We start from the raw sequence: 25,970 nt of genomic DNA, 5'->3' as shown, positions 1-25,970 counted from the left end.
GCGTCGCCGCATGGTCTTCGCAATTGCGAAATGACCCCTGAAGGGGCAGCGGGGAGTGACTGGCATGAAGACGCCGCGCGGCTTTTTCAAACCCTTGGCCATCGGGGCCCCGACGCCCTATCGCGAACTGCCCGCCCGCGTGGAGCGGATGATCCACTTCGTGCCGCCGCACCTGGACAAGGTGCGCGCCAAGGTCCCCGAGATCGCCCCGACCGTCGACGTGATCCTGGCCAATCTGGAGGACGCCATCCCGGCCGACGCCAAGGGCGCGGCCCTGGCCGGCCTGGTGGCGATGTCGCGCGAGGTCGACTTCAAGGCCCTGGGCGTGGGCTTCTGGACGCGGATCAACTGCCTGAATTCGCCCTGGCACCTGGATGAGGTGGCCACCATCGTCGAGAAGGCCGGCGACAAGATCGACGTGATCATGGTGCCCAAGGTCGAGGGGCCGTGGGACATCTTCTACATGGACCAACTGCTGGCCTCGCTGGAGGCCAAGCACGGCGTCACCCGGCCGATCCTGCTGCACGCCATCCTGGAAACGGCCGAGGGCGTGATGAACGTCGAGGCCATCGCCGCCGCCAGCCCGCGCATGCAGGGCATTTCGCTGGGTCCGGCCGACCTCGCCGCCAGCCGGGCGATGAAGACCACTCGCGTCGGCGGCGGGCACCCCGGCTATCGCGTCATCGAGGATCCGCATGCGGACGGTTCACCCCGCGCCTCGGTGCAGCAGGACCTCTGGCACTACACCTTCGCCAAGATGGTCGACGCCTGCGCCGCCCATGGCATCAAGCCGTTCTACGGCCCGTTCGGCGCGATCGACGACCCGGTCGCCTGCGAGCAGCAGTTCCGCAACGCCTTCCTGATGGGCTGCGCCGGCGCCTGGAGCCTGCATCCCAGCCAGATCGCCATCGCCAAGCAGGTCTTCAGCCCGGATCCGGCCGAGGTGGCGTTCGCGCGGAAGATCCTGGAGGCGATGCCGGACGGCACGGGCGTGGCCATGATCGACGGCAAGATGCAGGACGACGCCACCTGGAAACAGGCCAAGGTGATGGTCGATTGCGCCCGCCAGATCGCGGGCAAGGACGCGGAGTACGCGGCGCTGTATGAACTTTGACCTGGCCGCTCTGCTGAGGGACGCCGCCAAGCGGCTGCACGCCCGTGGGGTCGAGGGCGGGGAGCTGTTCGGCCTGTCGGTGGTCGGGGCCGTCTGCACCGGCGGCTTTGGCTACAATCTCAGCCAGCTGCTGCTGTACAACGAGTTCTACATCTATGTGCGGCGCGGCGAGAGCTATTGGGCCCATTGGCGGCTCGAGCCTTGGGCCATTACGCCGAACGCGCTCTACAGCCTGTTCTGGTTCGTTGTCGGCCTTTGGTGCCTGGGCGTCGTGATCCTCTATCCCATCGCCATCCTGCGCTGGGGGCCGCACAAGCCGGCCTACAAGGACAAGCCGCCGCTGTCGTTGGACGACTAGCGGCGCTGGCCCCGCCACCGCCTTCGGCGGTCCTCCTCCCCCAAAGGGGGGGAGAGGCGCGGCGGGCGCGGCTCTTTCTCCGCCCCGCTTGGGGGCGGACAGACCTGCGTAAGCAGGTCAGGTGGGGGCCTGTGCTGAGTTACTCCCCACCCACCGTCGTCACCACCCGCGCGCCGGCGGTCAGCAGCTTGTGGATCGGGCACTTCTCGGCGATCTGGAACAGGCGCTCGCGCTGCTCGTCATTGAGGTTGCCTTCGATCGTGATCACCCGCTCGAAGCGCTCGTGCGGGGTCACGTCGGCGTCGAAGTGCGAGAAGACCTCGACGTGCGTGGCGCTGACGTCCCAGCCCTTCTGGTTGGCGTAGAGGCGCAGGGTCATGCTGGTGCAGGCCGCCAGGCCCGCGGCGACCAGCTCGTGCGGGTCGGGGCCCAGGTCCAGGCCGCCTTGCGCCACCGAGATGTCGGCGACGATCGTCGACGGACCGGCCGTGACGAAGGTCTGCAGGCCGCCGTTGCCGCTGTCGGTGGCGGTGGCGAACGGGCGGGTGCGGACGACGTCGGTCATGGCGGAGGTTCCTCGAAGAACGATGGGCGGAAGCTTTCGCTTCCTACCACCGGGTTCAAGGCCGCGCTTGAACGATCGACGTCAGGATGAAGTCGGGCTCGTGGTCCGGCCCCAGGGTGATCGAGGCCCTGGGAATGACCGGCCGATCGCCGGCCATCGCCACCGAGAACCGCTCCAGCAGGCTGGCCAGCACGATCTGCGCCTCGGCCAGGGCGAAGCCCGCGCCGATGCAGACGCGCGGTCCCGCCCCGAACGGCATGAAGGCCTCGATGCCCCAGGGATGCGGCTGGTCGATGAACCGCTCGGGCCGGAAGGCGGTGGGAGCGTCCCATAGCTTGCGGTGCCGGTGCATGACCCACGGGCTGATGGTGACCATCCAGCCGGGCGCGACCTCGCAGCCCAGCACCGTGTCGGCCTCCAGCGCCTGGCGGGCGATCATCGGCGCGGTCGGATAGAGCCGCAGGGTCTCGAACAGCACCGAGCGCAGCAGCGGCCAGGCCTTGAGGTCGTCCAGGCTGGTGATCCGTTCGGGCGGGAAGGCCGCGACCTCGGCCCGGACGCGGTCCTGGGTCGCCGGGTCGAGGGCCAGCAGATAGGTCGCCCAGAACAGCAGGCGCGAGGTGGTCTCAAAGCCGGCGGCCAGCATCGAGCTGCACTGGTCGCGGATTTCGCGGTCAGGCAAGGGCGCGCCGTCCTCGTCGCGAGCGGCCAGAAGGCGGTCGAGCATGTCACGGACATCGGGGTGAGGATTGGTCCGCCGCTCCTCGATCAGGACATCGACGGCCTTGAACCATTGCGCGCCCGTCCGCCGCCGGTCGCCGTCCAGGAAGGTCAGGTCGTCGGCGCCCTTGGCCATGAAGTCGAACAGCTTGAAGTGCGCCGGGCCTTCCATGTAGCGGCGGGCCAGATCAGCCAGCACCGCGCCTTCCGCGTCGGCGCGGCGCGAGAACAGGGCGCGCAGCACAGCGTCCAGGGTGGCGCGGTGGAAGGCCTGGGCCAGGTTGGCGCGAGGGCGACCGGCGAGCTCGTCGGTCAGGCCGGCGCCGGCGGCGATGAAGTGGGGCAGCAGCCCGCCGGTCGCGGCGGGCGTGAAGACGGGGGCCAGGCTCTTGCGCTGCCGCCGCCAGGTCTCGCCCTCGGACATCAGCAAGCCTTCGCCGACCAGCGGCTTGAGCGAGCGCGCCGCCTTCACGGGGCGCGCATATTTCGGCGAGGTCAGGACCTGGCGCACGCTGGCGGGGTCGTTCAGGAACAGCCCGGGCTGGCCCATGAACATGTAGGGCGCGGCAAGGCTTTCATAGTCCTCCTCGCAATAGGCCCCGATCAGGCTGCGGCCCATCTCCCAGGCCACGCGGAACTGGCCCAGCGGGGTGACGCCCAGCGGATTGGGATGAACCTTGGGAGCAGGAGGGATCAGCGGCGCGGTGAGGACAGTGGCGTCCATGAGGCGGCCTTCCGGTGTGCAGGGTCCGTTTTGGACCCCATCCGGAAGCGAAGCCTAGGCGCGCTCAGGTTGCGACGCAATAATTCATCGCGTGCTGAAAATACTTAAGCAGCGTAGGCCTGAGGCGCGACGTCGAACACGCGCTGCGATCCGCGCCAGACTTCCACGAAGTCACAGCGGTGGTGCATGTCCAGGAGTTCGAAGGCTCTAGCGCGCGCCGCGGAGTCGTCAGCGCAGGGCGTGACGTCGAAACGCGGGACCGAACCATCGGACTCGACACAGAAAAAGGTGAACACCTGCATGGGAACTGTGCGCTCTCATCAGGCGGGTCCGCGCACATTCGATGGCGGGGCCGCAGGGGCGCAAGTCGTCTTCCGCGACCTGCTACATAAGAACATAGGACTCTATGTCGCGATTCACCAGAGGAGAGAGTCTCGATTCGAGACTCACCTGTGAACCGCACCATTCAGCCTGTGGATAAAACCCGGCTGATTCATGACGGTTCCCGGCCTGAATCTGGCCTCTTTCCCTCGGGGGATTCCGCCACTAGGTTCGCACCCTTTCATCAACGGCGACGTTTAAGAGTCCATGGCCGCCCATTATCTCGATTTCGAACGCCCAATCGCTGACCTGGAAAGCAAAATCGAAGAGCTGTCGCGGCTCTCCGAGACCGCTGGACCGGGTGCGTTCGACGCCGAGATCCAGGCCCTGCGCGATCGCGCTCAGGACCTCCGCAGGGAAGCCTACGCCAATCTGGACGCCTGGCAGAAGACCATGGTCGCCCGGCATCCCCAGCGGCCCCATCTGCGCGATTATGTCGCAGGCCTGATCGACGAGTTCGTCGAGCTGCGCGGCGACCGCAAGTTCGCCGACGACCAGGCCATCGTCGGGGGCCTGGGCCGCTTCCGCGGCCAGCCCGTCGTGGTCATGGGCCACGAGAAGGGTCACGACACCACCACGCGCCTGAAGCACAACTTCGGCATGGCCCGCCCCGAGGGCTACCGGAAGGCCGTCCGCCTGATGGACATGGCCGAGCGCTTCAGCCTGCCGGTCATCACCTTCGTCGACACCGCCGGCGCCTATCCGGGCCTCGGCGCCGAGGAGCGCGGCCAGGCCGAGGCTATCGCCCGCTCGACCGAGCGCTGCCTGACGCTGGGCACCCCGATGGTCGCCACGATCGTCGGCGAAGGCGGCAGCGGCGGGGCCATCGCGCTCGCCGGCGCCAACCGCGTGCTGATCCTGGAGCACTCGATCTATTCGGTGATCTCGCCGGAAGGCGCGGCCTCGATCCTGTGGCGCGACGGCGCCCGGGCGAAGGACGCGGCGACCAACATGCGCATCACCGCCCAGGACCTGATCAAGCTGGGCATCGTCGACCGTATCATCGAAGAGCCCGCCGGCGGCGCCCATTCCGACACCGACACTGCCATCCAGGCCGTCGGCGACGCGGTCGAGGACGAGCTGAAGGCCATGGCCCACATGACCCCGGCCGAGCTGAAGAAGCAGCGCGCCGAGCGCTTCTACGCCATCGGCCGCGCGGGCCTGCAGTAAATTCACCGGCGGATGTCACGTCCGCCGGTACTGCCTCGTCTAGCTTCTGAAGGGCCGATCCTTGGCCCCGAACGGAGCTTACGACCATGGGCGACACCGCCGCCTTCCGCCACGACCAGAACGTTCCCGAGGTCTACAAGGCCTTCCTCGCCGCCGAGATGGCGGTGCGCGCCGCCGGCATCCCCAGCGGCCTGAAGCACCTGATCTATCTGCGTGTCTCGCAGCTGAACGACTGCGCCTACTGCGTGAAGATGCACAGCCACGAGGCCCGCGAGGACGGCGAGACCAATGCGCGCCTCGACCGCCTGGTCGTCTGGCGCCACGTCGATGACTTCACCGCCGCCGAAAAGGCCGCCCTGGCCTGGGCCGAGGCCCTGACCCGTCTGCCCCAGCCCGAGGGCTTCGCCGCCCTGCGTGGCGAGCTGCGCGAGCACTGGACCGACCAGCAGGCCAGCGCCCTGACGGTGATCGTCGCCCAGATCAATCTCTGGAACCGCCTGGGCGTTTCGAGCCATTAGACAGCGTCGGCGGCGAAGGGCCCCGGCATGCTGGAGCCTGCCATGATCCGTCTCTTCGCCGCCGCCGCTCTGCTGTTGATCCCGGCCGCCGCTCACGCCGAACCGAAGTACAGCCCGGCCTATGACAAGTGCCTGGCGGTTCCTTCCGGCCAGAGCACGGCCGGCATGATCGGCTGCATCGGCGCGGAGCTGAAGGTCCAGGACGCCCGCCTCAACCGCGCCTACCAGGGCGCCCAGAAGCGCATGACCCTGCCGCGCCAGAAGGCGGCGCTGACCAAGGCCCAGCGCGCCTGGATCGCCTTCCGCGACGCCGACTGCGCCAGCCTGTACGACGCCGACTGGGGCACGCTGAGCCGCGTCGAGGCCAATAGCTGCGTGCTGGACCGCACCGCCGAACGCGCCGACGAGCTTGAGCGGTATCGCCAGGCCCAGTGAGCGGCTAGGGTCGCCAGATGATCAGCGCCCTCGTCGTCACCCTGCTGCTGTCCGCTCACCGCCTGTCGGCCAGCGAGGAGATCGACAGCCGTTGCGACGGGCCGACCCCGGTCGCGCAGCGGTGCGCGGCCCGCATCCTCGACCGCGAGGACGCTCGCCTGAACCGCGCCTACCAGGCCGCCTTGGCCCGGATGAAGCCGCCTCAGCGGGATCTGCTGCGCCGCGAGCAGCGCCAGTGGATCCGGGATCGCGACGAAGAGTGCGACGCCGAGTATGAGCAGGGCGGGACCCAGGCCGGCATCCAGGCCACGGCCTGCCGGGCCTTCTCGACCCAGACCCGCGCCGACGAACTGGAGCGCATGGCCCGTCCGCATCGGCCGCGATAGGCTCTTGCCTGACCTAAGGGGCGCCCCCGCATAGTCTCCCAAAATCAGAGGGAGCCCGCGCATCATGGCCATCAAGACCCGTTTCACCGAACTGTTCGGCGTCGAGCATCCGATCGCTCAGGGCGGCATGCAGTGGGTCGGCAAGGCCGAGCTGGTCAGCGCCGTCGCCAACGCCGGGGCGCTGGGCTTCCTCACCGCCCTGACCCAGCCGACGCCCGAGGCGCTGGCCAAGGAAATCGCCCGCTGCCGGGAGATGACCGACAAGCCGTTCGGCGTGAACCTGACCATCCTGCCGTCCATCAAGCCGCCGCCCTATGCCGAGTACCGCGCCGCGATCATCGAGAGCGGCATCAAGATCGTCGAGACGGCCGGCTACAAGCCGCAGGAGCATGTCGACGACCTGAAGGCCCACGGGGTCAAGGTGATCCACAAGTGCACCGCCGTCCGCCATGCCCTCAGCGCCGAGCGGATGGGCGTCGACGCCATCTCGATCGACGGCTTCGAGTGCGCCGGCCACCCGGGCGAGGACGACATTCCCGGCCTGATCCTGATCCCCGTCGCCGCCGAGAAGGTCAAGATCCCGATGATCGCCTCGGGCGGCTTCGGCGACGCCCGCGGCCTGGTCGCGGCCCTGGCCCTGGGCGCTGACGGGGTCAACATGGGCACCCGCTTCTGCGCGACGGTCGAGGCCCCGATCCACGAGAACTTCAAGCAAGCGATGGTCGCCAATGACGAGCGCGCCACCGACCTGATCTTCCGCACCCTGCACAACACCGCCCGCGTGGCCCGCAACGCCGTCAGCCAGCAGGTCGTGGCCATCGAGCGGGCCGGCGGCGCCAAGTTCGAGGACGTCGCCGACCTGGTGAAGGGCGTGCGCGGCAAGGACGGCCTGGAGACCGGCGACGTCGACCACGGCATCTGGAGCGCCGGCATGGTCCAGGGCCTGATCCACGACGTGCCGACCGTGAAGGACCTCGTCGACCGCATCGTGGCGGAGGCGGAAGACCTGATCCGCCAGCGGCTGGCGGGGATGCTGGCCTAGGCGCGCCGCCGCCGCTTCACGCGGCGCAAACCGCTGAAGGGATGGAAAGGGCCGCGGAGCGCCGGACAGCGTCCGGTGTAGGGGAAGTGAGTACCGTTTCGACGAAGCCAGACGCTCCGCGCGGTCGTTATCCATCAGCGTCCTGGCAGGTGGCCCTGTTCAGGCCTTACCGGGACCCGGGTTTTCCCGTTTCCGAGAACGCCCGACGGTCGAAGAGGACGGGCTTACGCCAGACACGCCCCTTGGCCTTCGACCACGCCGACGGCGGGCGGGTTCAGCCAGCACGCTGAAGCCCCGGACCGTCCGAGTATCCCCCTCGGACCTCCACCGCTCGATCGCCCCCCGCCGCCGCAATCGGTCGCTGGCCATGCGCCCTTTCCCCGCGACGAGGTGGGGAGACTGTAAGGCGGTCTACAAGGCCGGGGACGGAGGGGCGTGAACGCTCGTCCAACGCTCATGAAGCCCTCTCTCTTAGAGAGAGGGAGGGGCCCATGCGCAGCATGGGAGGGTGAGTGGTTACGCCCTCTCCGGACAGGGCAGGGACGAAGAAGCCTTTGGAAGGGTGGAGGATTTCACGGCGAGCGGCGAAACCTCTCACCCTCCCACGCCTGCGGCGCGGGCCCCTCCCTCTCTCAAAGAGAGAGGGCTCCAACACCCGTCCCCGTCGAAGATCAGCCCGCTAGACCTTCACCCGGAAGTGGAACGCATCCACCGCCAGCCCCTCGCGAAAATAGAACGCATGCGCCCGCTCGCGCACGACGTTGGAGATCAGCTCCAGATGCCCGCACCCCTGCCGCCGGGCCTCGTCCTTCAGCCAGTCCAGCAGCGCCTTGCCATGGCCCTTCGAGCGCGCGTCCGGGTCCGAGACCAGGTCGTCGACGCTCAGGAACTTGCCGCAATACAGCATGTCCAGGATCCGCCACCCGGCCACGGCGCGGACTTGGCCATCCTCGACGACGGCGGTGAGCCGGAAGTTGTCCGAGGTCATCAGCTGCCGGATCCGCGCGACATAGGTCTCGCGGGTGAGGGCGGGGCGCAGGTGGTGCATGACGTCGAAGGTCGCGAGGATCTCGGCGTCGGTGGCGGGGTGGAGGAGGGCGGTGGTCATGCCGTTTTGGTATCCCTTCTCCCCTTGCGGGAGAAGGTGGCGGCGAAGCCGACGGATGAGGGGTCGATAGTCCTGTCGGCTTGGCGCCCAGCCCATCCGCTTTGCCGCAGCGGGTGCTATCTTCAACCCCTCACCCGACCCGCTCCGCGGGCCACCCTCTCCCGCAAGGGGAGAGGGGAAACGGCGTATGGCCGCCCTTCCTCGGAAGGGAGCCATCCTTTCATCTCACGGCGAGACGGTCGCTGACCTGTACGGGTTGCTCAAGGACGGCGCGCAGCGCCGCCGCGCGGCGGCCGCCCGGAGGGCGGTCCTTGACCAACCCGTACAGGTCAGCACGGCTGCAGCCTTCGAGAGATGTAAGACGGGCGCCGACCTGAGGCGGCTTTTTTCCTCAACCCTTGTAGGGAGTTCTTGAGGCAACGACTTCGAATCGACCTCCGCTTACTTCCTTGGCGACCGCGACTTGATCAGCCTGATCTAAACGAGGACCGACTATCACTCGCTTGATGGGGAGGCGTCCGGCGTCACCGTTAAATAGCTCGATGTACCGCCTGGCACCGCCAGTTGTGACACCTTCGGGAAGAATCGGCTTGTTGGGGCCGAGCTTGGCGTCTGGGTATTCTCTGAATACCTCTTCGCGAAAGAGGTCGGTCATCGGGATGCCAACGATCCTAACCTCTCGCTCCTCAAAAAAGGCCTCATGCTTGAGGAGCGTCGCGGCCGGAAAGAATTGGGCGATGCCGTTCTGCAGCTGGGGATCTCTACCGAGCACGGACCTGACGAAAGTCTCACAGGTCTCAATGAGATCCGGGAAGAATGATCGCATTGTGCGATCCGAGAAGGCGTATTTTACTTCTTCCAGGTTGAGGTGACTATACGCTCCCCGATCAAACTCTTGGCCAAGCATTGCCGCCAGTTTCTGGGTGTCGAACACTAGGCAGAATCCAGCGCGACCAGATGCGCCGTAGCCGCGCCATTGGCTGAGCAACCCGTTGTCACGAGAGTAGGGCTCTGTGGTGTGGGTACATAATGAACTGACGAACGGTGCGCTCGCTGTGATCGACGCTCTATCGCCTTCGCGTTCGAAGGCACTGTTATAGAAGGAACGAACCAAGTCCTCGGCAAGCGAGTTTGCCGACTTCATAAGTCCGCCGGTGGCGATAATCGCTTTCTCGACCTGCGGGCGCACTCGCTGCTTGCGCAGGATATCGGCGAAAATGCCAGTCAGCTCGGGCACCAGCTTTTCGCCGAGATGGAAAATCTCTGTGCTGTCGTTCAGATCAGAAAAGTGTGTCGCACGAAGGGTGTTGCTGGCGACGATACCGCGTAGGCCAGCCTCATCTGTGTAGTGGTGTAGCTCAGGGTGGGTAGCCATTACGGCTTTGCCGACAACCGCGAGGTTATGTTCGAGAACACCTCCCATGACGCTCCGCCCACCAGACTTTCTGCGAACTAATCAAACTTACAGGCTGAGCTTAGCCTACAACGGTCCGCTCTCCACCCGTCGTGGACACACGAAGATTGACTATTCTACCGCCCCAACACCCCCCGCAGCCGCGCCACGTCCCCCGCCGACAACCCCTGCCCGAACCGCGCCCAGCACGCCTCATCGCTAGCCGCGAACCTCGGAACCCCCCGCGCCCGTAGGCTCGCGTCGATCGGCGCCAGCTGCCCCAGCAGCTTCCGCACATCCCCCGTGTCCCGCGCCAGGTTGGCCTCGCGCCCGCTCGGGAACGCCACGTCGTAGTTGAGCTTCGGCTCCACCTTCCCCGTCGCCTCGTCCTTCTGGACGGTGCAGGCGACGCCGACGCTGGTGGCGGCGCCCCAGGACCAGTGCTCGCGGGCCTTGCCGTCGTAGAGCCAGGCCGCGCCGATCTGGGTGGCGACGCCGACTTCCTGGCGGGCGGCGACGCCGCCCCAGGCGACACCGGCGACGACGCAGGCGGCGGCGATGGCCACCAGGCCCCAGCGGGCGCGGCGGGTGATCGGCGGCATGGCGCGGCTGAGGCCGAAGGCGCCGGGCAGCAGCACCAGCGGAGCGATGGCGATCAGCATCATCGGCAGGAAGGCGTCGCCGCCCTCGCGCCAGGTCACCAGCACCTCGGGAATGGTGCTCAGCAGCATCTGGTCGCGGCGCTCGTTGAAGGTCTGGACCAGGGCCAGGCCCGCAAAGCCCCCGCCCACCAGGCCGGCGGTGATCAGCACGCCGGCCAGCTTGTCGGCCATGCCGGTTCCGGCGTTCGGACTCATGCAGTCGTTTCCTCGGGCGACGTCTCCATCCCTGACTAGCGCGAGTTGGCGGGCAAGGGGAGGGGCGTGGAGCGGCGCTCCACCTAGGCGCGAAGATAAGACCACTGCGCTTTACCGAACGGCGAAATGCCAATAGCTGGGATGGCCTCGAATTTTCCGGAGCCGTCCATGACTCTCAAGACCGACCGCCGATCCCTGCTGCTGGCCGCCGCCGCCCTCGCTGTGCCGGGCCTCGCCCACGCCGCCGAAGCGCCCGGGGACTGGACCTGGCTGAATGCCCCCAAGACCTGGTCGTGGAAGGACGGGACCCTGGCCTGCGCGGCCGAGCCGGGCTCGGACTTCTGGCGCAAGACGGCCGGCGGGCCGGAGATCGACACCGGCCACTTCTTCTTCCGCCGCCAGACGGGCGACTTCGAGATGACCGCCGTGCTGGATGGCGACTACGCCGCCGACGCCGACCAGACCGGCCTGATGCTGCGCCTGGACGAGAAGACCTGGATGAAGCACGGCGTCGAATGGCTGAAGGGCCAGCCGCACGTGGCCAGCGTGTTCACCCGCGACTGGTCGGACGGGACGGCGGCGGTGATCGCGTCCGGCAAGGCGGTGCGCGTGCGGTTGGCGCGGAAGGGGCAGACGCTGTTCTGCGCGCACGCGATCGGGGACGGGGAGTGGGTGGTGGATCGGTACGGATATCTGCCGATGGGGGCGGAGGTGGAGCTGGGGCTCGTGGTGGCGTCGCCGCTGGGGAAGGGGTTCGGGGCGAAGATCAGCAACGTCGTGATCAAGGCAGGCTGAGCCGCCATAGATCCTCCCCCCCAGCGGGGGAGGCGGCCGAAGGCCGGAGGGGGAAGTGCTGCTGAGCCTGCCTCTTCCCCCTCCGTCGGCTTTGCCGACACCTCCCCCGCTGGGGGGAGGATCTTTGAGCCGGCCTACTTCCGCTTCTTCCGGAACTCTTCCGCCTTCTCCGCGCGGATCTCCGCCCGGATCCGCTTCGGCGCCGAGCGATCGACCTCGTCCCCCGTCGCCGACAGCACCTCGTTGGCGAACTCGAGATCCATCAGCTTCATCCGCTTGATCTCGTCGCGCAGCCTGGCGGCCGTCTCGAACTCGAGGTTCGCGGCGGCCTCGCGCATCTTGGCTTCCAGGTCCTTGAGCGCGGCCTTGAAGTTGTCGCCGCTGAACGGGCGGTCGTCGGTTTCGGACATGCCCATCGGCACCAGCACGCGGTCGCCGCGCTCGTAGGGGCTGTTGAGGATGTCCTTGATGTCGCGCTTGACGCTCTCGGGCGTGATGCCGTGCTCGAGATTGTAGGCGTGCTGCTTCTCGCGGCGGCGGGCGGTCTCGGCCATGGCCCGCTCCATCGACCCAGTGATCCGGTCGGCGTAGAGGATGACCTTGCCGTCGACGTTCCGCGCGGCCCGGCCGATGGTCTGGATCAGCGAGGTCTCCGAACGCAGGAAACCTTCCTTGTCGGCGTCGAGAATGGCCACGAAGCCGCACTCGGGGATGTCCAGGCCTTCGCGCAGCAGGTTGATGCCGACCAGCACGTCGATATTGCCCATCCGCAGCTCACGGATGATCTCGATGCGCTCCAGGGTGTCGATGTCGGAGTGCATGTAGCGGACCTTGATGCCCTGCTCGTTGAGGTACTCCGACAGGTCCTCGGCCATCTTCTTGGTCAGCACGGTGACCAGGGTGCGGTAGCCCTTCTTGATGGTCTGGCGGATCTCGTCGACCACGTCGTCGACCTGGCTGGCGTTGTCCTTGGAGACCGGGCGCACCTCGACCGGGGGGTCGATCAGGCCGGTGGGGCGGATGACCTGCTCGGCGAAGACGCCGCCGGCCCGCTCCAGCTCCCAGTTGGCCGGGGTGGCGCTGACGTGCACCGACTGGGGCCGCATGGCGTCCCACTCCTCGAACTTGAGGGGGCGGTTGTCCAGGGCCGAGGGCAGGCGGAAGCCGTACTCCGCCAGGGTCCATTTGCGGTTGCGGTCGCCCTTGTACATGGCGCCGATCTGCGGAACCGTCTGGTGGCTCTCGTCGGTGAACAGCAGGGCGTTGTCGGGGATGTATTCGAAGAAGGTCGGCGGCGGCTCGCCCGGCCGGCGGCCCGACAGGTAGCGGCTGTAGTTCTCGATGCCGGCGCACGAGCCGGTGGTCTCGATCATCTCCAGGTCGAAGGTGGTGCGCTGCTCCAGGCGCTGGGCCTCCAGCAGCTTGCCGTTCTCGACCAGCCAGGCCAGCCGCTCCTTCAGCTCGGCGCGGATGGCGATGATCGCCTGGCGCAGGGTCGGGCGCGGGGTGACGTGGTGGCTGTTGGCGTAGACCTTGATGGTCTCCATGTCGGCGGTCTTCTTGCCGGTCAGGGTGTCGAACTCGGAGATCGCCTCGACCTCGTCGCCGAACATGGTCACGCGCCAGGCGCGGTCCTCGTAGTGGGCGGGGAAGATCTCGATGGTGTCGCCGCGGCGGCGGAACGTGCCGCGCTCGAAGGCCATCTCGTTGCGCTTGTACTGCTGGGCCACCAGGTCGGCGATCAGCTGCTTCTCGTCGACCTTGTCCCCGACCGTCAGGGTGAAGGTCATGGCGGTGTAGGTCTCGACCGAGCCGATGCCGTAGATGCAGCTGACCGAGGCCACGACGATGACGTCGTCGCGCTCCAGGATCGCCCGGGTGGCCGAGTGGCGCATGCGGTCGATCTGCTCGTTGATCGAGCTGTCCTTCTCGATGAAGGTGTCGGTGCGCGGGACGTAGGCTTCCGGCTGGTAGTAGTCGTAGTAGCTGACGAAGTACTCGACCGCGTTGTCGGGGAAGAACCCCTTCATCTCGCTGTAGAGCTGGGCGGCCAGGGTCTTGTTCGGGGCCAGGATCAGCGCCGGGCGCTGCGTGGCCGCGATGACCTGGGCCATGGTGAAGGTCTTGCCCGAGCCCGTGACGCCCAGCAGCACCTGGTCCTGGTCCCGGTTGTTGATACCCTCGACCAGTTCCTTGATCGCCGTCGGCTGGTCGCCGGCGGGCTGGTAGTCGCTGACCAGCTTGAACTTCTTGCCGCCCTCGGACTTGTCCGGCCGCGCGGGGCGGTGCGGGGTCCACAGCATGGGCATCGTGGCGTCGGCCACGTCCTGGACGGTGTCCATGACGAAGGGAGCTGAGACGTCCGAGACGCCGCTGTTATCGCGAGAAGGCATGGCCCCAAGTTAGGGACGCGCGCGGGTCTCGGCTAGGGGGTCTGCTGACGGGGAGTGGCAGCAGTCTGTCACCAGGTCTCGCCGCCCGATGGCGTGAGGGGCGACTTGCGCGCGCCGCCGGCCGCGACCAGGGCGGCCTGGACGTCGGGGCGGGCGGCGACTTCGGCCTGGCGGTCCAGCACCACGGCGTCCCAGCGGCCCAGGACCTTCGGGCGGACGCGGGCCGACAGCGCCTGCACGGCCCACGGCGCGGTGTCGGGATCGGCGAGGCGGGCCTTGTAGCTGGTCGCGGCGGCGTCCAGGTCGTCCAGGCACAGCAGGGCGTAGGTGCGGGCCGGCGCAGTGTCGGCCTTCAGCTCCTTGAGGTCGCGGCGGGCGGCGGTCAGCCGGCCCAGCTGGGCGTTGACGCAGGCCGAGCGGGCCACGACCCAGTCGCCCAGATTGCCGTTGGGCCGATACAGGAAGTAGTCCAGCGCCTTGAGCGCCGCCTGGGCGCGGCCGTCGGCGGTCAGGTGGCTTATCAGCATGTTGTCGGCCCAGCCGTCGTAGCCTTCGCCGGGACGGGCGTCCTTGACGATGGCGCGGTCCTCGGCGATCGCCTCGTCGAAGCGGCCCAGCTGCCAGAGGCTGAAGGCCCGCTCGGCGCGCAGGCTCAGCAGGCCGCCGTCCAGGTCGCTGAAGGTCTGGGGCGAGACCTTGGCGCGCAGCAGAGCCTTGTCGACCAGGGCCAGGGCTTCGGCGGGGCGGCCCAGGCGCTCCAGCAGGTCTGCGCGGCGGGTGACCAGGCTGAGGCGGTCGGTTTCCTTCACCGCCAGGCGATCGGCCCGCTCGAAGGCGCGCATGACGATGGCGCGGGGCTCGAACCAGGCCTCGTCCAGCCGGCGGGCGGCGGCGAAGCGCGGCGACAGGGCCGCGCCCAGCTGCTCGTCGACCCCGACCAGGCGCTTGAGGGCGAACAGGACGTCGCGCGGCGACGCGCCGGTCTTGGCCAGCAGCCGGGCGTGGTCCTCCCAGAACGCGTCCTCCTGGTCGAGCGGATCGACGGGCCCGAAGTTCAGGCTCGCCAGGGCGTTCAGCAGCCGCAGGCGCAGGGCGTCGTTGTCCGCCAGTGCTTGCCACAGGTCGTGGATCTGCTTGTGATTGAAGACCTCGATCGGATGGCCGGCGCGGACTTCGCGCTCGACCTGGGCGACGGCCAAGGCGGGCTGGTCCAGTTCCAGCAGGACGTCGCCGAAGCGCTGGGCGAACGCCGGGGCGCTGAGGGTCAGGGCCGCGATCAGGCCGAGGAGCAGGGCGCGCATCAGTAGACCGCCGGATAGGGCTGGCGCTCGATCCGGGCGACGGCGGCGATGGCGGCGCGGACGTCGGGACGGGCGTAGAGCGCGCGGCGGCGGGCGATCTGGGCGCGGCGGAACGGGGGCGTGACGGCGTGGTCGGGATAGTCCTGGGCGTCGGCCAGGGCGTCGAGGCGGGTCTCGGGATCCTTGAGCTGGGCGATCAGGATCGCGGCCGCGCCGTCCTGGTCGCCGGCGCACAGGCGGCCGCTCATCTCCAGCATCGGGGCGGCGTCGCGGTCGGCGGCCAGGGCGGCCAGGGCCTGGTCGGTCCCGGCGCGGTCGCCCAGCCGGGCATTGGCGCAGACCGCCAGATTGGCCGCGACCATCCGGCCGAAGGCGCTGATCTGGTCGGACTTGACGCCGCTGACGATGGTCAGGGTCTGGGCGGGCTGGTCCTGTTCCAACAGGGCGTCGGCCAGGTTCAGGTCCTGGCTGACCCCGCCGCCGGCCTCAGGCCGGGTCGCCTTGCGCCAGGCTGCCAGGGCCTCGTCGGGCCGTCCCAGGTCGCGCAGGGCGCGGGCCTGGATGTCGAGGGTCCAGGTCCGCTCCTTCGGATCGTCCCAGCTGTCGAAGCGGCGGTCCAGCGTGGCCTGGGCCAGGGTCACGACCTCGGCGGCGCGGTTCATGGTCAGCAGGGCCATGGCGTGGGCGTTGACCGCGGCCAGGGAGCGCGGCTTGGCGACCGTCTGGGCGCGGGTGGCCTCGACCCGCGCGGCATAGGCCTTGGTAAGATCGAAGCGGACCGGATCCTGGCGCAGCAGCGGGGCGAAGCGGCGGTCGGCGCGGGCCGAGGCCAGCGGCTCGGGCGAGGTCGCGCGCGCCATCGCCTTGCCGGCCCGCTCCAGATCGCCCCGATCCAGCAGCCGGGCGGCGTGCTCGATCCAGAAGTCGCTCCAGTCGGCGTTCGCGGCCTTGGGTTTCCAGTCGGCGTCCAGCAGGTCGTCCATCAGGTCCATCTGCCGCTGTTCGCCGCGCGGCAGGTCCAGGGCCTCGCCCCGCAGGTGGTCGACGAAGCTGTCGTCGACATCGGCCAGCGGCGCTAGGTCGGTCTCCATCAGCATCGAGAAGGCGTAGACCGCGTCGTACGGATCCTTGTCACGGTCGGCGGTATAGGCGCGGTACAGCCAGTCCCAGCCGATCGCCCCGGCCAGGCGGGACGAGGCCTTGAAGGCCTTGTGCGCCTCGGCCAGCTGGTCGGTCTGCCAGGCGCCCAGGCCCAGCAGGTGCCAGGCCAGGTGGCGCACCGTCTCGGGCAGGGTCTCGAAGTCGGGCCGCTCCGTGTAGGGCTTCGCCAGGGCGTAGACGCCGGCGTAGTCGTCGGCCTTCAACTTCTCCAGCCCGACCTTCAGCGGGGCGGTCATGGCCTCCGGCGGCGGGGCCCACGGGGCGTGCGGCGTCAGCTTGGCGGCGACCTGGGCGCGGCTCGCGGTGGTGCTGGCGGCGGCAGGCCCGGCCGCCCCGCTGCAGATCACCGACACGGTCGCAGCCAGAGCGACCGCCACCCCTCTACGCATGCTATCCCCACCGACGCGACATGAGGCGACCTTGATAGCGTCCCAGGCGTGGCTGCAAAACCTTGCGCGCCAGGGGCGAGTGTGGCGCCATTCGCTGCGGGGCAGGGGACGGCGACTATGGGGCCTGTGGATTCTATTCAGCTCGAGGATATCGAGCCGCGTAAGTCGGTCGCGCGATCGCGACAACGCCGCATTCACAACCTGATCTTCGCGGTCGACATCCTCGGCGCGGTGGGCGCAGTGCTGGCTGTGCTTGGATATGTTCCGATCCCCTGGGCGCCAGCTGGAGCGACACCGTTTCTTCAGGATGCCGGCCTGCAGCTTGTCGGCAGTTGGCTCTCGGTACGTGTGATCGAATTGATCATCCGCAGACAGGAGGACTTCGAGACCGCGCGCACGAAGCTGCTGCGCAACGCGCGTTGGTGGCTAGGGATGTTCCGCGAGGTGAGATACGTGATCCGCCAGAGCAATATCGAGCGGATGGATCACGAGCTCAAATACTCGCGCTATATGAAGGGCGTCTGGGACAAATATCTGAACGAATCCGAGCTGGAGAAACACGACGACCTCCTGGCGGTCATCGAGGAGGCCTGCGATCTCGCCGCCGAGATCGGCGAGACCCAGTCGCGGGTACGCGATCAGCACCGGATATTCGACGAGCGATACAGGCACGAGATGATGGCCGTGGCGCTGAAGCAGCCGCCGGTCAAGCCGGACATGCGAGGCGTGCTGGCGCTTGATCTGTTCAAACGCCAGCTCATCCTTGCCGAAAGTGAAATTCTAAATCTCGACGGATGCCTGGACGAGGTAGAGCGGAACTGGGACAGGGCCGTTTCCACGCTTGGCGACAGCGCCAGCATCTGGCTGCTGGACCGGGTGTTCGTCGACGACGTCAGGACCTGCATCATGCTCAAGAAGCGGCTCGGCGATATCGTGCGCGACTATGCCGAAGGGCTTTCGGCGCTGGAGATCGATGTGCGCGAGGAAACGCCTGAACGCTGGACGTGACGCGCTAGAAGCGAGCGATGACCGTCGCCTCGATGCGGCGCTTCAGCGGGTCGTCGATCGACCAGCGGTCGAACAGGTTGCGCACGCCCAGCCGCAGCTCGGTCTCCGAGGCGCCCGGCGGGCGCGGCAGCGCCCAGGCCAGCGACACGTCCATGGTCGTGCGGGCGGCCAGGGCGGTCGGGCCGTTGGCGCTGATGTAGCGGGCCGTGGCCGAGGCGGCGAAATTCGGGGTCGACCAGCGCACCCCGGCGGCCGCGCGCCATTCCGGCGCCCCGCCGTCGGGGGTGCGTTTGCCCAGCCAGTTGTCGGGCGCGGTGCGCAGGGTCAGCGTTGGCTGCCAGGTCGCCGTGGCGCTGAGGCTCAAGAGCCCGCCGCCCAGGTCCAGGTCGTGCTGGGCGGTGATGTCCACCGCCTCGACCAGGCTGGCGCCGCTGTTCTCGTTGACGTCGCGCACCTCGAGGATCTTGCCACCCGTATAGCCCTTGGCGCGGTCGGCTTCGGTCAGCGGCGCGCGGACAACGGCGCCAGGAAAGCGATCCTCATTGAGAATGTAGTAGTCGGAGCCCCGGTAGACCTGGACCAGCAGGTCGTGTCCCTCGATGCGGGTGTAGTCGACCGACAGGCGGGTGCGCGGGATCAGCGGCGCGTTCAGCACCAGGCCCGCCGACCAGGTCCGGGTCTGGTCGGGCTTGAGGTCGGGCGAGCCGCCGTAGACGCTCCAGAACCAGCTGTCGGGCGAGATCGGCCGGTTGGGGTCGCGCTTGGGGTCGATCAGGTAGCTGCCGCTGGTCCCCCGCGCGTTCATATACATCGTGGGCTCGGGCAGCTGGGCGCCCGAGGCATAGGCCCCGCGCAGGATCAGGCCGGCCACGGGCTCGGCCTTCAGGCCGACCAGATAGAGGTCGGCGGACTTCTGCACCTTGGCGAACCCGCCATAGGCGATCCGGATGCGGCCGGCCTGGCGTCGCGCCGCGGCCTGCAGCTCCAAGCCCCGGATCCCGACGACGCCCTCCAGCGGCGCGCGCAGCTCGGCGAACAGCGACCGCGAGCGCATCGAGAGGTGGTTGCTGGCGGCGCCCGCCATGTGGGGCATGCCCTCCCACAGCTGCTGGGCGGTCAGGGACAGGGTCAGGTCGCGGTCCTTGATCCGGGCGATCGGTCCCGAGGCGCGCAGCGACATGTCCTCCAGGCGCGTGGAGCCATAGGGCTCGGCCGGCGCGGCCTTGGCGGCATAGCGGTCGAGGTCCGCCAGGAACTTGGCCTGGGCGCCGAAGGGGTCGGGCGCCGGCATCCCGCTGGGCGCGACCCCGTCGGCGACGATCTGGTAGGTCCGGTATTCGTAGCCCTGGTCGCTGGTCAGGCTGCGAAGGCGGGCGGAGCCCACGGCGTAGTCGACGCCGCCGCGCCAGCGGGCCGGCAGGTCGAACACCAGGCCCGCCGTGACACGGCGCGAGATCGTCCGCATGTCGTTGGTCCCGGCGGTGTGGGGGACGGGCGCCACCAGCTCGATGGGGCTCGCGCCCGAGAACCTGGCCCCCGCGCCCTGGCCCGGCGTCAGCCAGGCGGAGAAGGCGCCATAGGGCGCGAAGTAGGCGTCGTGGCTGGCCAGGTAGATATAGTCCACATAGGCCTCGGCCCCGGACCACAGCCGCTGGCGGAGATTGGCCATCACCGCGTCGCTGCGGCTGTCCGTGGATAGCTGCCGGTCCTGATGGGCCTGGGCCACGCCCGGCGCGGACAGACCCGCATTGCGGATCAGCACCGCCTCGATCGGCGTCGAGCCGTCATAGTCTGCGGGGATGTAGGTCTTCAGCATCGAGACGCCCCCGACCGTGAAGGGGCCGTTGACGCCAAACAGGGTGATGCCGTCGCCCGGCACGCCGTTATAGCTCTGGCCGGTCTTCAAATTGGCCCCGTCGAGCGGCGCGGAGACCTCGATCCGGTCGCGGACCGTGACGCCGTTGAAGCGCCTCTGGCCGTAACGAAGCATCATCGCCGTGCCGCCGTTCTTGGAGCTCCAGCCCAGCCGCGCGTCGAAGCGTCCATAGCCGCCGTCGCCCTTCTTGCCGGCGCCGACGGTGGCGGCGACCTCAGCCCCGCGATAGTCGCGGTCGAGGACCAGATTGACCACGCCATTGACCGCGCCGAGGCCGTAGATCGCGCCGCTGCTGGCGCCCAGGGTCTCGATGCGCCCGATCGCGGCCAGGGGGATGGGGGCGATATCGGCCTGGACCATCTGGCTCGCGCCCGGAACAGCGGGCATTCGCCGCCCGTCGACCAGCACCAGCGTGCCGGCCAGGGCGTTGGGATCGCGGAAGGCGAAGTTCGAGCGCGACGGTGGCAGGCCGCGCAGGCGGGTCGGGACCGACTGGTAGCTGTAGGTGTTGGCGGTCAGCCAGGTCTGCAGGAAATCGTCGGCCGACAGGCCCTGGGCCGCCCGCAGCGTGCTGCGCTCATGAACCTGGTAGGGCTGGATGTCGTCGGGATCGCGGGGCTGGTCGACATTCTGGCTGCGCACGCCGACGATCAGCAGCTCGGGCAGGGCGGTGGGGGCCTCGGGCTCGGCGGCGCGTGTGTCGGGGCGGACGTGGATAACATAGACGCCGGCCTCGATCCGCTCATAGGCTAGGCCCGACCCCGCCAGCAGCCGCGTCAGCGCCTCCGTGGGCGTCAGACGGCCACGCACGGCCGGGGCGCGGCGGTCGCCGACCACTGTGGGCGAGGCCAGGATGTCCGCGCCGACCTGCCGGCCCAGCTCGCCCAGGGCGCGGCTCATCGGCTGGGCGGGCACGACGATGCTGACCGGGCGCTCGGCCGCAAGCGCGGGCGCGGCGAGGGCGCAAACGTACAAGACGGTCAGCAGTGTTCGTCTCAGAAAGATGGCCACCCCGACCCGCTTCGCCCGACAATTGACAGCGCTGCAATAGAGCGAACGCCGTTATCTGGGCAAGCGCGCGAGAGTTGAAAGTTTCGCGAAACGTCAGTGTACGGCGCGGGCGGCCAAGGCGTGGTCGATCACCGCCCGAACCTTGGGCGAAAGCTGCCGCGTGGCGGGATAGAGGGCGTAGAGCTCGCGGTCCTCGACCCGCCAGTCACCCAGCGACAGCTCGACCAGCTCCGGGAAACGCGCGGCCAGGCCCTTGGGCAGGTAGGCCACGCCCAGGCCCTGGCTGGCGGCCAGAGCGCCCAGCGACAGGTCGTCGACCGAGGCGCCCAGCGTGCGCGGCGCGACGGCCAGGGTCTCGCCGTTCCCGTGCACGAACCGCCAGGCCAGGATCGGCGGGGTGACGACGGCGGGCAGGCGCGAAAGGCGCTTGGGATGATCCAGGCCGGCGGCCTCGGGGTGCTTGCTGAGAAAGTCCAGGCTGGCCCACAGGCCGTAGGGCGCTGTCCACAGCTTGCGGGCCACGTGCCGGCCGTCGGGCAGCGGCGCCAGCTGGAAGGCGACGTCGATCCCTTCCTCGACCAGGTCCGGCGAGCCGTTGGTCAGGCGCAGGTCCATGACCAGGTCCGGATGCTGGGCCGCGAAGGCCAGCAGGTGCGGCGCGAACGCCTCGTTGCAGACGTGGTGCGGGGCGGTGACGGTCAGCTTGCCCGACAGGCGGGAGTCGCAGACGTCCAGCCCGCGCGCGGCGGCTTCCAGCTCGTCCATGGCCGCGGCGGCGCGGTCGGCGAAGGCGCGGCCGTCCTCGGTCAGGCTGACGGCGCGGGTCGTGCGGCGCAGCAGCTGGGTCTTGAACCGCGCCTCCAGGGCCGCGACCCGGCGGCTGACCGTGCTGGTCGGCAGGCCCAGGGCCTGGGCGGCGGCGACGAAACTGCCCTCGCGCGCCACCTTCAGGAAGATCGCCACGTCGTCATAGCCCAGCACGCCCGCTCTCCTTCACGCCACACCGATCGCAGATCGGCGCCGGCAAGCGGTGGCGCAAGGCTGGCGATTGTCCCGCCTGTGGAAAACAGAGCTCCCAGCGGCGCGATTGTCCCGTCGCGCCATGGTCTTCATCTGACGCTTCGAGTTCAACGGAGCCCACGCCGTGAAAGCCCTGATCCAAGATCGCCTCGGTTCGCCCCTCGATGTCGTGGCGCTGCGGGAGGTCCCGCAGCCGGTCCCCGCGTCGGGCGAAGCTCTCGTGCGGATGGTCGCCGTCGGCATCCATCCGGGCGACTTCTTCTACACCCAGGGCCAGTACCCGGAGGCCAAGCGGCCCAGCCTGCCCGGCCAGATCGTCGGCAACCACGGCGTCGGCCGGGTGGTCGAGACCGGCGGCCGCGCCGACCTCGCGCCTGGCGCGTTGGTCGCCTTCAGCGCCACGCGGCTGTGGGCCGAGTATGTGACGGTCGATCCGGCCGCCCTGGTCCCGCTGCCCGACGACTATCCCGTCGAGCGCGCCGCCCAGTTCATGCCGGCGGTCACGGCGCGCGACCTCTTGGAAGCCTCCGAGGTCCAGGCTGGCCAATGGCTGGCGGTGACGGCCGGTCACTCGCTGGTGTCGACCCTGCTGATCCAGATGGCCGCCCGTCGCGGCGTGAAGGTGGTCGCCATCGTCCGCCGGAAGGTCGAAGGCCGCGACCTGACCGCTTTGGGCGCGGCGACGGTGATCGAACTCTCGGCGCTGACGGTCCCGCTGGCCGACGCCGTCCGCGAGGCCATAGGCGGCGAGACCCTCTCCGGCGTGGTCGACGCGATCGGCGGGGCGGTGCTGACCCAGCTGCTGGCGGCCCTGGGCTTCCGAGGCCGCGCGGTGATCGTCGGCGCCTACGACCTGGCGCCGTTCCAGACCGACGCGCTGAAGGTGCTGATGCAGGACCAGGTGATCCGCGCCTACATCTACCGCTATTTCTTCGACACCCCGCCGGCGAGCGATACGGCGTGGATCAAGAGCGTGTTGGAAGAGTTGGCCGACCCGTCGGTCGAGGTGCTGATAGCGGGCCGGCGTCCAATCGAGGACTTCCGCGCCGCGCTTGAAGAGACGGTTCGCGCGCCGGAGCGGGGCAAGCAGGTGCTGGTGTTCTAACCCAGCTTCTCCAACGTCAGCATGTCCTCGCGCCCGGCGAAGTACTTGGTCAGCGCCTGGCCGAACACCGGCTCCTCCGGGGCCGCCGCCTGGAACAGCGTCAGGCTCGACCGCAGCTTCAGATCATCCGGCGAGCCGAAGACGGCGTAGGCGTCGCGGCCGGGGAGGGCGATGATGGCTTCCACGGCCTCGACCAGGCGCGGGCCCAGCACGGGGTGGGCCAGGTAGGCGCGGGCCTCGGCCAGGTCGGCGATGGCGTAGAACTGCGCGGTCGGACTGCGGCCCAGGCCCGCGATCTGCGGGAACACGAACCACATCCAGTGGCTGGTCTTCTGGCCTCGGCGCAGCTCGGCCATGGCGGTGTCGTAGGTGTTGGCCTGGGCGTCGACGAAGCGGCTCAGCGGATTGGGTTGACGTGTCGCGGTATGACCCATGGCGGGCTCCCCACCGTCAGGCGGCGAAACGCTTCGCGACCCAGTCGATGAACACTCGAACGCGCGGGGACAGCTGTCGGCTGCGTGGATAGAGCAGGGAAACCGGCGTCGGGGTGGGCGGGTGGTCGGAAAGGAGTTCGACCAGGGTTCCGTCGGCCAGGCAATCCTCGACGCGGTAGCGCGGGACCTGGATCAGACCCAGACCCAGCAGGCCCATGGCGACGGTGTTCTCGGCCGAGTTGACGATGACGTCGGCGGGCACGGCGATCTCGCGCGGCTTGCCGTCGATCGTCAGCTCCAGCGGGTAGGGATGGCCGGTCGCGGGGTGCAGGAAGCCGACCATGCGGTGGTCGCTCAGCGTCTCCAGCGTCGGCATTCCGTGACGCTCCAGATAGGCCGGGGCGGCGCAGGTGACCTCGGGCAGCAGGGCCACGCGGCGGCCGACCATGGCGCTGTCGGAGAGGTCGCCGAGGCGCAGCACGCAGTCGACGCCCTCGCGGACCAGGTCGACCAGCCGGTCGCCCTCGGTCATCTGGACCTTGAGCTCGGGATAGGCGGCCAGGAACGCGGGCAAGCCGGGCAGCACGAACCGGCGGGCGAGAGCGCCTTGCACATCGACCCGCAGCAGGCCGCGCGGGGTGCGCTGGCGGAAGGCGCCTTCGGCCTCTTCCAGGTCGTCCAGCAGGCGCAGGCAGCGCTGGTAATAGGCCTCGCCGTCCAGGGTGGGGCTGACCTGGCGGGTGGTGCGCTGGAGCAGCCGGACACCCAGCCGCGCCTCCAGCTGCTGCACGGCCTCGGTGGCGGTGGAGCGGGGCAGGTCGAGATCGGCGGCGGCCTGGGTGAAGCTGCGGCGCTCCACGATCCGGGTGAACAGGCGCATCGCCTCGAACCGATCCACGCCGCGCGCTCCTATTATTCGACAATGCGAATAGTCATGTCGGGTTTGGCTGAATTATTCAATCGGGGCGAAGGCGCATGGTCTCTCCATCGAAGGAGACCAACCATGACCCAACAAACTCAGAAGGTGGCGCTGGTGACCGGCGCCTCGGGCGGCATCGGCGCGGAGACGGCCAAGCGCCTGGCCCGCGACGGCTTCACCGTCATCGTCAACTACGCCGGAAACCCCGCCCCGGCCGAGGCGACGGTGCGCGAGATCGAAGCCGATGGCGGCAAAGCCATCACCGCCCAGGCCGACGTCAGCGACCCGGCCGCCGTGCGCCGGCTGTTCGACCATGCCGAAGCGGCGTTCGGCGGCGTCGACGTCCTGGTCAACAACGCCGGCATCATGAAGCTGGCCAGCCTGGCCGACACCGACGACGCCCTGTTCGACCAGACGATCGCCGTGAACCTGAAGGGCGTGTTCAACACCCTGCGCGAGGCGTCGCGTCGTCTGCGTGACGGCGGCCGGATCATCAACATCTCGTCCAGCGTCGTGGGCCTGCTGCCGGTCAACTACGGCGTCTATGCCGCGACCAAGGCGGCGGTCGAGACGATGAGCGCGATCCTGACCAAGGAGCTGCGCGGTCGGAACATCACCGTGAACTCGATCGCGCCCGGCCCGACGGCCACCAAGCTGTTCCTGGACGGCAAGCCCGCCGAGGTCATCGACCGCCTGGCCAAGGCCGCGCCCTTGGAGCGCCTCGGCCAACCCGAGGACATCGCCGCGACCATCGCCTTCCTTGCCGGTCCGGACGGCGCCTGGGTCAACGGCCAGACCCTGCGCGTCAACGGCGGCATCATCTGAGAAGGAGCAGTCCCATGAGCAAGCAAGTCATCCTCGTCACCGGCGCCTCCTCGGGCTTCGGCGCGCTGACCGCCCGGGAGCTGGCCGGCGCCGGCCACACCGTCTACGCCTCGATGCGCGAGACGACGGGGCGCAACGCGCCGCAGGTGGCCGCCGCCGCCGACTACGCCCAAGAGCACGGCGTCGATCTGCGCACGGTCGAACTAGACGTGGCCTCCGAGGCCTCGGTCCAGGCCGCCATCGACCAGATCGTCGCCCGGGACGGTCGCCTCGACGTCATCGTCCACAATGCCGGCCATATGAGCTTTGGTCCGGCCGAGGCCTTCACGCCAGAGCAGTACAGCCAGCTGTTCGACGTCAACGTGCTGTCGACCCAGCGGGTCAACCGCGCCGCCCTGCCGGTGTTGCGCCAGCAGAGGCGGGGCCTGGTGGTCTGGGTGTCGTCCAGCTCGACGCGTGGCGGGACCCCGCCGTTCCTGGCGCCCTATTTCGCGGCCAAGGCGGCGATGGACAGCCTGGCGGTCTCCTATGCCAGCGAGCTGACCCGCTGGGGGATCGAGACCTCGATCATCGTGCCGGGGGCCTTCACCAAGGGCACCAACCACTTCGCGCACTCCGGCAAGCCGGCAGATGCGGCGGTGGCGGGTGCGTACATGGACGGGCCGTATGCCGGGGTGGCTGACGCCGCGCTGAGCGGCCTGGCGGCGCTGGAGCCGGCCGATACCGACGCCGGCGAGGTCGCGAAGGCCATTGCGCGCGTGGTGGATACGCCGTTCGGGCAGCGGCCGTTCCGGGTGCACATCGATCCGTCGCAGGATGGGGCGGAGGTCGTCAACGGCGTCGCCGACCGCGTGCGGGCGGAGATGTTCTGGCGGATCGGGTTGCAGGATCTGCTGAAGGTGAGCGGGCGCTAGCCCCCTCAGTCGCTCCGCGACAGCTCCCCCGCATCGCGGGGGAGCATC

At 68.9% G+C, this 25,970-nt stretch carries 25 protein-coding genes and 2 pseudogenes; 14 read left to right on the top strand and 13 right to left on the bottom strand.

Features of this window, described 5'->3' with window-relative positions; translation table 11 throughout:
• Positions 1-55 precede the first annotated feature (55 nt).
• The gene (locus AC1RR5_RS14690) at positions 56-1,114 is read left to right on the top strand and encodes an HpcH/HpaI aldolase/citrate lyase family protein (RefSeq protein ID WP_492922380.1); all 1,059 of its coding nucleotides are present in this window, start codon (positions 56-58) and stop codon (positions 1,112-1,114) included.
• Positions 1,104-1,472 carry a hypothetical protein gene (locus AC1RR5_RS14685; RefSeq protein ID WP_492922379.1) on the top strand — a complete coding sequence of 123 codons (369 nt, stop codon included), beginning with the start codon at positions 1,104-1,106 and terminating at the stop codon, positions 1,470-1,472. Before AC1RR5_RS14690 ends, AC1RR5_RS14685 begins: the two co-directional genes overlap by 11 nt.
• A 139-nt stretch (positions 1,473-1,611) precedes the next feature.
• On the opposite strand, the gene AC1RR5_RS14680 is transcribed toward AC1RR5_RS14685, so the two are convergent.
• The 3 genes from AC1RR5_RS14680 to AC1RR5_RS14670 all read right to left on the bottom strand — a co-directional run bounded on the left by AC1RR5_RS14680 (position 1,612) and on the right by AC1RR5_RS14670 (position 3,783).
• Entirely contained in the window at positions 1,612-2,037 is a 426-nt protein-coding gene (locus AC1RR5_RS14680; protein WP_492922378.1) for an OsmC family protein, read from the bottom strand.
• Between the two features lie 55 nt (positions 2,038-2,092).
• Complete coding sequence (locus tag AC1RR5_RS14675) at positions 2,093-3,481, bottom strand: cytochrome P450 (protein WP_492922377.1); 1,389 nt, start codon at positions 3,479-3,481, stop codon at positions 2,093-2,095.
• A gap of 104 nt (positions 3,482-3,585) precedes the next feature.
• Entirely contained in the window at positions 3,586-3,783 is a 198-nt protein-coding gene (locus AC1RR5_RS14670) for a hypothetical protein (protein WP_492922376.1), read from the bottom strand.
• Positions 3,784-4,069: 286 nt separating this feature from the next.
• On the opposite strand from AC1RR5_RS14670, the gene AC1RR5_RS14665 reads away from it, so the two are divergent.
• The 5 genes from AC1RR5_RS14665 (at position 4,070) to AC1RR5_RS14645 (ending at position 7,413) form a co-directional block, all read left to right on the top strand.
• Positions 4,070-5,032, top strand: a complete 963-nt coding sequence (locus AC1RR5_RS14665; RefSeq protein WP_492922375.1) for an acetyl-CoA carboxylase carboxyltransferase subunit alpha — start codon at positions 4,070-4,072, stop codon at positions 5,030-5,032.
• Positions 5,033-5,118: 86 nt separating this feature from the next.
• Positions 5,119-5,550, top strand: a complete 432-nt coding sequence (locus AC1RR5_RS14660; RefSeq protein WP_492922374.1) for a carboxymuconolactone decarboxylase family protein — start codon at positions 5,119-5,121, stop codon at positions 5,548-5,550.
• A 42-nt stretch (positions 5,551-5,592) separates the two neighbouring features.
• Positions 5,593-5,985, top strand: coding sequence for a lysozyme inhibitor LprI family protein (locus AC1RR5_RS14655; RefSeq protein ID WP_492922373.1), 393 nt, complete (start codon positions 5,593-5,595; stop codon positions 5,983-5,985).
• 17 nt (positions 5,986-6,002) lie between these two features.
• Positions 6,003-6,371: a lysozyme inhibitor LprI family protein gene (locus AC1RR5_RS14650; protein ID WP_492922372.1), complete on the top strand. Its 369-nt coding sequence runs from the start codon at positions 6,003-6,005 to the stop codon at positions 6,369-6,371.
• Between the two features lie 64 nt (positions 6,372-6,435).
• Entirely contained in the window at positions 6,436-7,413 is a 978-nt protein-coding gene (locus tag AC1RR5_RS14645) for an NAD(P)H-dependent flavin oxidoreductase (protein WP_492922371.1), read from the top strand.
• A gap of 679 nt (positions 7,414-8,092) precedes the next feature.
• Here the strand turns inward: AC1RR5_RS14645 and AC1RR5_RS14640 are convergent.
• Entirely contained in the window at positions 8,093-8,521 is a 429-nt protein-coding gene (locus AC1RR5_RS14640) for a GNAT family N-acetyltransferase (RefSeq protein ID WP_492922370.1), read from the bottom strand.
• Between the two features lie 6 nt (positions 8,522-8,527).
• Here AC1RR5_RS14640 and AC1RR5_RS14635 point away from each other — a divergent pair.
• Positions 8,528-8,699: pseudogene (locus AC1RR5_RS14635) on the top strand (hypothetical protein); the annotation flags it as partial.
• Positions 8,700-8,912: 213 nt separating this feature from the next.
• Here AC1RR5_RS14635 and AC1RR5_RS14630 read toward each other — a convergent pair.
• Both AC1RR5_RS14630 and AC1RR5_RS14625 read right to left on the bottom strand, forming a co-directional pair.
• Entirely contained in the window at positions 8,913-9,944 is a 1,032-nt protein-coding gene (locus AC1RR5_RS14630) for a DUF2971 domain-containing protein (RefSeq protein WP_492922369.1), read from the bottom strand.
• 107 nt (positions 9,945-10,051) lie between these two features.
• Positions 10,052-10,771 carry a hypothetical protein gene (locus AC1RR5_RS14625; RefSeq protein ID WP_492922368.1) on the bottom strand — a complete coding sequence of 240 codons (720 nt, stop codon included), beginning with the start codon at positions 10,769-10,771 and terminating at the stop codon, positions 10,052-10,054.
• Between the two features lie 168 nt (positions 10,772-10,939).
• Here AC1RR5_RS14625 and AC1RR5_RS14620 point away from each other — a divergent pair, with 168 nt between their 5' ends.
• Positions 10,940-11,566 (top strand): DUF1349 domain-containing protein, encoded by a 627-nt coding sequence (locus tag AC1RR5_RS14620; RefSeq protein WP_492922367.1) that lies wholly within the window; start codon positions 10,940-10,942, stop codon positions 11,564-11,566.
• Between the two features lie 9 nt (positions 11,567-11,575).
• Positions 11,576-11,689, top strand: a pseudogene (locus AC1RR5_RS14615) (hypothetical protein); the annotation flags it as partial.
• Between the two features lie 11 nt (positions 11,690-11,700).
• Here the strand turns inward: AC1RR5_RS14615 and uvrB are convergent.
• The 3 genes from uvrB to AC1RR5_RS14600 all read right to left on the bottom strand — a co-directional run bounded on the left by uvrB (position 11,701) and on the right by AC1RR5_RS14600 (position 16,810).
• Positions 11,701-13,959: an excinuclease ABC subunit UvrB gene (gene uvrB, locus AC1RR5_RS14610; protein ID WP_492922366.1), complete on the bottom strand. Its 2,259-nt coding sequence runs from the start codon at positions 13,957-13,959 to the stop codon at positions 11,701-11,703.
• A 68-nt stretch (positions 13,960-14,027) separates the two neighbouring features.
• Positions 14,028-15,260: a hypothetical protein gene (locus AC1RR5_RS14605; RefSeq protein WP_492922365.1), complete on the bottom strand. Its 1,233-nt coding sequence runs from the start codon at positions 15,258-15,260 to the stop codon at positions 14,028-14,030.
• Positions 15,260-16,810, bottom strand: coding sequence for a hypothetical protein (locus tag AC1RR5_RS14600; RefSeq protein WP_492922364.1), 1,551 nt, complete (start codon positions 16,808-16,810; stop codon positions 15,260-15,262). Before AC1RR5_RS14600 ends, AC1RR5_RS14605 begins: the two co-directional genes overlap by 1 nt.
• Positions 16,811-16,891: 81 nt before the next feature.
• Between AC1RR5_RS14600 and AC1RR5_RS14595 the strand changes: the two genes are divergently transcribed.
• On the top strand, positions 16,892-17,818 hold the full coding sequence (locus AC1RR5_RS14595; RefSeq protein WP_492922363.1) for a hypothetical protein: 927 nt from the start codon (positions 16,892-16,894) through the stop codon (positions 17,816-17,818).
• Positions 17,819-17,822: 4 nt separating this feature from the next.
• Here the strand turns inward: AC1RR5_RS14595 and AC1RR5_RS14590 are convergent, their stop codons facing one another.
• A complete protein-coding gene (locus tag AC1RR5_RS14590; RefSeq protein WP_492922362.1) occupies positions 17,823-20,669 on the bottom strand; it encodes a TonB-dependent receptor in 2,847 nt (948 codons plus the stop codon).
• A gap of 129 nt (positions 20,670-20,798) precedes the next feature.
• Positions 20,799-21,686 (bottom strand): LysR family transcriptional regulator, encoded by an 888-nt coding sequence (locus AC1RR5_RS14585; RefSeq protein ID WP_492922361.1) that lies wholly within the window; start codon positions 21,684-21,686, stop codon positions 20,799-20,801.
• Between the two features lie 163 nt (positions 21,687-21,849).
• On the opposite strand from AC1RR5_RS14585, the gene AC1RR5_RS14580 reads away from it, so the two are divergent.
• Positions 21,850-22,830: a quinone oxidoreductase family protein gene (locus tag AC1RR5_RS14580; RefSeq protein ID WP_492922360.1), complete on the top strand. Its 981-nt coding sequence runs from the start codon at positions 21,850-21,852 to the stop codon at positions 22,828-22,830.
• Here the strand turns inward: AC1RR5_RS14580 and AC1RR5_RS14575 are convergent.
• Positions 22,827-23,264 (bottom strand): DUF1810 domain-containing protein, encoded by a 438-nt coding sequence (locus AC1RR5_RS14575; RefSeq protein ID WP_492922359.1) that lies wholly within the window; start codon positions 23,262-23,264, stop codon positions 22,827-22,829. The genes AC1RR5_RS14580 and AC1RR5_RS14575 overlap by 4 nt on opposite strands.
• Positions 23,265-23,280: 16 nt before the next feature.
• On the bottom strand, positions 23,281-24,162 hold the full coding sequence (locus tag AC1RR5_RS14570; protein ID WP_492922358.1) for a LysR family transcriptional regulator: 882 nt from the start codon (positions 24,160-24,162) through the stop codon (positions 23,281-23,283).
• A gap of 105 nt (positions 24,163-24,267) precedes the next feature.
• On the opposite strand from AC1RR5_RS14570, the gene AC1RR5_RS14565 reads away from it, so the two are divergent.
• Together AC1RR5_RS14565 and AC1RR5_RS14560 are read left to right on the top strand one after the other, a co-directional pair.
• Positions 24,268-25,008 carry an SDR family oxidoreductase gene (locus tag AC1RR5_RS14565; RefSeq protein WP_492922357.1) on the top strand — a complete coding sequence of 247 codons (741 nt, stop codon included), beginning with the start codon at positions 24,268-24,270 and terminating at the stop codon, positions 25,006-25,008.
• 14 nt (positions 25,009-25,022) lie between these two features.
• Complete coding sequence (locus tag AC1RR5_RS14560) at positions 25,023-25,922, top strand: SDR family oxidoreductase (RefSeq protein WP_492922356.1); 900 nt, start codon at positions 25,023-25,025, stop codon at positions 25,920-25,922.
• The last annotated feature ends 48 nt before the right edge of the window (positions 25,923-25,970 follow it).

Source organism: Caulobacter sp. GW821-FHT11E11 (assembly GCF_058808315.1).
This window is presented reverse-complemented; position numbering and strand designations above follow the sequence as displayed.

Excerpts from the sequence above, each read along its gene's own strand:
- AC1RR5_RS14685 (WP_492922379.1), top strand. The coding sequence starts at position 1,104 with ATGAACTTTGACCTGGCCGCTCTGCTGAGGGACGCCGCCAAGCGGCTG.
- AC1RR5_RS14680 (WP_492922378.1), bottom strand. The coding sequence starts at position 2,037 with ATGACCGACGTCGTCCGCACCCGCCCGTTCGCCACCGCCACCGACAGC.
- AC1RR5_RS14675 (WP_492922377.1), bottom strand. The coding sequence starts at position 3,481 with ATGGACGCCACTGTCCTCACCGCGCCGCTGATCCCTCCTGCTCCCAAG.
- AC1RR5_RS14670 (WP_492922376.1), bottom strand. The coding sequence starts at position 3,783 with ATGCAGGTGTTCACCTTTTTCTGTGTCGAGTCCGATGGTTCGGTCCCG.
- AC1RR5_RS14665 (WP_492922375.1), top strand. The coding sequence starts at position 4,070 with ATGGCCGCCCATTATCTCGATTTCGAACGCCCAATCGCTGACCTGGAA.
- AC1RR5_RS14660 (WP_492922374.1), top strand. The coding sequence starts at position 5,119 with ATGGGCGACACCGCCGCCTTCCGCCACGACCAGAACGTTCCCGAGGTC.
- AC1RR5_RS14655 (WP_492922373.1), top strand. The coding sequence starts at position 5,593 with ATGATCCGTCTCTTCGCCGCCGCCGCTCTGCTGTTGATCCCGGCCGCC.
- AC1RR5_RS14650 (WP_492922372.1), top strand. The coding sequence starts at position 6,003 with ATGATCAGCGCCCTCGTCGTCACCCTGCTGCTGTCCGCTCACCGCCTG.
- AC1RR5_RS14645 (WP_492922371.1), top strand. The coding sequence starts at position 6,436 with ATGGCCATCAAGACCCGTTTCACCGAACTGTTCGGCGTCGAGCATCCG.
- AC1RR5_RS14640 (WP_492922370.1), bottom strand. The coding sequence starts at position 8,521 with ATGACCACCGCCCTCCTCCACCCCGCCACCGACGCCGAGATCCTCGCG.
- AC1RR5_RS14630 (WP_492922369.1), bottom strand. The coding sequence starts at position 9,944 with ATGGGAGGTGTTCTCGAACATAACCTCGCGGTTGTCGGCAAAGCCGTA.
- AC1RR5_RS14625 (WP_492922368.1), bottom strand. The coding sequence starts at position 10,771 with ATGAGTCCGAACGCCGGAACCGGCATGGCCGACAAGCTGGCCGGCGTG.
- AC1RR5_RS14620 (WP_492922367.1), top strand. The coding sequence starts at position 10,940 with ATGACTCTCAAGACCGACCGCCGATCCCTGCTGCTGGCCGCCGCCGCC.
- uvrB (WP_492922366.1), bottom strand. The coding sequence starts at position 13,959 with ATGCCTTCTCGCGATAACAGCGGCGTCTCGGACGTCTCAGCTCCCTTC.
- AC1RR5_RS14605 (WP_492922365.1), bottom strand. The coding sequence starts at position 15,260 with ATGCGCGCCCTGCTCCTCGGCCTGATCGCGGCCCTGACCCTCAGCGCC.
- AC1RR5_RS14600 (WP_492922364.1), bottom strand. The coding sequence starts at position 16,810 with ATGCGTAGAGGGGTGGCGGTCGCTCTGGCTGCGACCGTGTCGGTGATC.
- AC1RR5_RS14575 (WP_492922359.1), bottom strand. The coding sequence starts at position 23,264 with ATGGGTCATACCGCGACACGTCAACCCAATCCGCTGAGCCGCTTCGTC.
- AC1RR5_RS14565 (WP_492922357.1), top strand. The coding sequence starts at position 24,268 with ATGACCCAACAAACTCAGAAGGTGGCGCTGGTGACCGGCGCCTCGGGC.
- AC1RR5_RS14560 (WP_492922356.1), top strand. The coding sequence starts at position 25,023 with ATGAGCAAGCAAGTCATCCTCGTCACCGGCGCCTCCTCGGGCTTCGGC.